This window comes from Mesorhizobium sp. M0904 (assembly GCF_040319475.1).
Classification (GTDB): Bacteria; Pseudomonadota; Alphaproteobacteria; order Rhizobiales; family Rhizobiaceae; genus Mesorhizobium.
The window spans coordinates 1-2,533 of the sequence record NZ_JAMYOC010000052.1; the positions used below are offsets into that span (position 1 = coordinate 1).

At 63.5% G+C, this 2,533-nt stretch carries 3 protein-coding genes; all 3 read right to left on the reverse strand.

Annotated elements, in window-relative coordinates; all coding sequences use genetic code 11:
- Positions 1–22: 22 nt before the first annotated feature.
- A complete protein-coding gene (gene tnpC, locus NKH80_RS29965; protein WP_352951281.1) occupies positions 23–1,627 on the reverse strand; it encodes an IS66 family transposase in 1,605 nt (534 codons plus the stop codon).
- 73 nt (positions 1,628–1,700) lie between these two features.
- The gene (tnpB, locus tag NKH80_RS29970; RefSeq protein WP_023675163.1) at positions 1,701–2,045 is read right to left on the reverse strand and encodes an IS66 family insertion sequence element accessory protein TnpB; all 345 of its coding nucleotides are present in this window, start codon (positions 2,043–2,045) and stop codon (positions 1,701–1,703) included.
- Complete coding sequence (locus tag NKH80_RS29975) at positions 2,042–2,422, reverse strand: transposase (protein WP_245274633.1); 381 nt, start codon at positions 2,420–2,422, stop codon at positions 2,042–2,044. The genes tnpB and NKH80_RS29975 overlap by 4 nt, the downstream gene beginning before the upstream one ends.
- Positions 2,423–2,533: the final 111 nt, after the last annotated feature.

Consider the following 2,533-nt stretch of genomic DNA (forward strand, 5'->3'; position numbering starts at 1 on the left):
GTAAGCGGGTAGCTGATGCCGTTCAGCGATGGTAGTTCCAAGGCATGAGCGCCTCGATAGCGCTGTTTGGCCAGCCATTGGCGATGCGCTCGAGGGTCTGGGTGAGCCAGGCGTGCGGATCGACCTGGTTCATCTTGGCGGTGGTCAGCAGCGTGGCGATGGTGGCCCATGTCCGTCCGCCGCCGTCGCTGCCAGCGAAGAGGCTGTTCTTTCGGGTAATTGTCTGTGGCCTGATGGCGCGCTCGACGGTGTTGGAGTCGATTTCGATGCGGCCGTCGGTGAGGAAGCGCTCCAGCGCGGCACGCCGGCCGAGCGCATAGCGGATCGCCTCGGCGGGCTTCGATTTTCCCGACAGCTTCGGCAGCTCCTTTTCCCACAGCGCAAAGAGAGCGGCAACGACGGCGGCGGATTTCTCCTGACGCGCAGTTATCCGTACTGCCGGGTCCTGGCCGCGTACGGCCTCCTCGGCGGCCCACAGTGGGGCCATCTGCGCCACCGTCTGCGAGGCGATAACGGAGGAGCCTGCGGCATGCAGTTCGTAGAACTTGCGCCGCACGTGCGACCAGCACGCCGCCAGCGTCACGCCGTCGTTGCCCCGATCGGATCGGGCCAGCCGGTTATAGGCGGCGTATCCGTCGACTTGCAGGATCCCGCGATAGCCGTCCAGATGACGGGCAACACATTCGCCGGCGCGGCTGTCCTCGAAGCGATAGACAACAATGGGCGGTCCACTGCCGCCAAAGGGCCGATCATCGCGGACATAGGTCCAGAGGTAGGCCGTCTTGGCCTTGCCAGATCCCGGCGCCAGCGTTGGCAGCGTGGTCTCATCGGCGAAGACCCGCTCCCCCTGCTTGATGCGGGTCAGTGCGTAATCGGCGAGCGGCTCGAGCTCGAAGCCGAGCTTGCCCATCCACTGCGCCATCTGTGACCGGTCGATCTCGACCTGATCGCGGGCATAGATCGCTTCCTGGCGGTAGAGCGGCAGGCCATCGGCGTATTTCGACACCGCGATCTGCGCCAGCAGCGCTTCGGTCGGAATGCCGCTTTCGATGATGCGGGCGGGCGCGGCTGCCTGGATGACGCCGTCCCAACCCTTGTAGGCATATTTGGGGCGACGCGTGACGATCACCCGGAACTTCGCCGGGGTGACATCGAGCCGTTCGGAGACGTCCTCGCCGATCAGGATCTTTTCCAGCGCTTCGCAGCCAGCAGGCGTCTCGGGCTCGATGACCACCTCGATCCGTTCGAGATGGGCCGCAAAGCCTTTGCGAGGGCGCGGGGCGCGCTTCGCTTTCGAGCCGCCCGCAGACTTCTCCATCTGCGCTTGGATGGCCGCCACGCCGGTTTCGATCTCGTCGAAGACCAGAGCGTACTGCTCCTCGCTCAGCGCACCGGCCCGCAACCTTTCGGAGCGGCTGCCGAAGCGCGACCGCTCCAGCATCTTCACCACCGCCGTCAGTCGTGCGATCCGCTCCTCGGCGCTCTTGTTGACCAACTCGAGATGCGTATTGTGGGCTTCGAGATCGGCATTACGCTCTTCCAGACCGGCGGCTTTTTCGGCCATGGCAACAACCATCGCCTTGAGCGCGTCAACGTCGTCCGGGAGCGCGAGATCGGGTGCCGACATGGCCAAAATCAGAGCATATTCGCGGGCAATTTTCCCGCGTTTTCAGCTCCCTGATTCATCATGCCGCAGGGTTTTACCCAACCGATTGCGGCCGCCTGACGGTCTCCGTTCGAACCCGTTTCCAGTCCATTCCGTCAACCAGAGCCATGAGCTGAGCATGATTGAGCTGGACCCGGTGGTGGCCGATCCGCGGCCAGCAGAACTTCGCCTCATCCAGCCGCTTGGCATAAAGACACACGCCGCTGCCGTCCCACCAGACGATCTTGATCCTGTCCGCTCTTTTGGCGCGGAATACATAAAGTGCGCCGTTGAATGGATCCGAGCCGGCATCGCGCACCAGTGCCAAAAGGCCGTCGGGACCTTTTCTAAAATCGACGGGATGACTGGCGACCAACACCTTCACGCCAGCCGGGATCATGCCTGGCGAACCGCCCGGATAATCCGCACCAGCTGCTCCTCATTGATATCGGCACCGGCGCGAATGACCACGCCACCCAGCTCGATCTCCACCGACGCAGACGCTGTCGGCGTGACCTCGACAAAGCCGAGCCGCTCCGCATCCCTGTGTGGCGTGACCGCACCGCTCTTGATCGCCTTGCTCCGCCAGCCGAACAGCTGGGCCGGCGCCATCCCCGCTTGTCTGGCAATGGCCGATACATTCGCGCCCGGCTTCAGTGTCGCCTCGATCAGCCGCGACTTCGCTTCCGCCGACCAGCGCCGCCGCGGACGCTGCGGGCTTGCCTCCAGTCGGTTGGCAACCGCTTCAAGAACATGGAAACTTCTATCATCAGGCATAGGCGCAGACATAGAAATTGACACTGCAAGCTCCTCGGCTCCTTGCTTCAGTGTCAGTATGTCTCGCTCATCACCTCAAGCCGCGCCAGATGGGGTCAGCTTGGCGCTTAC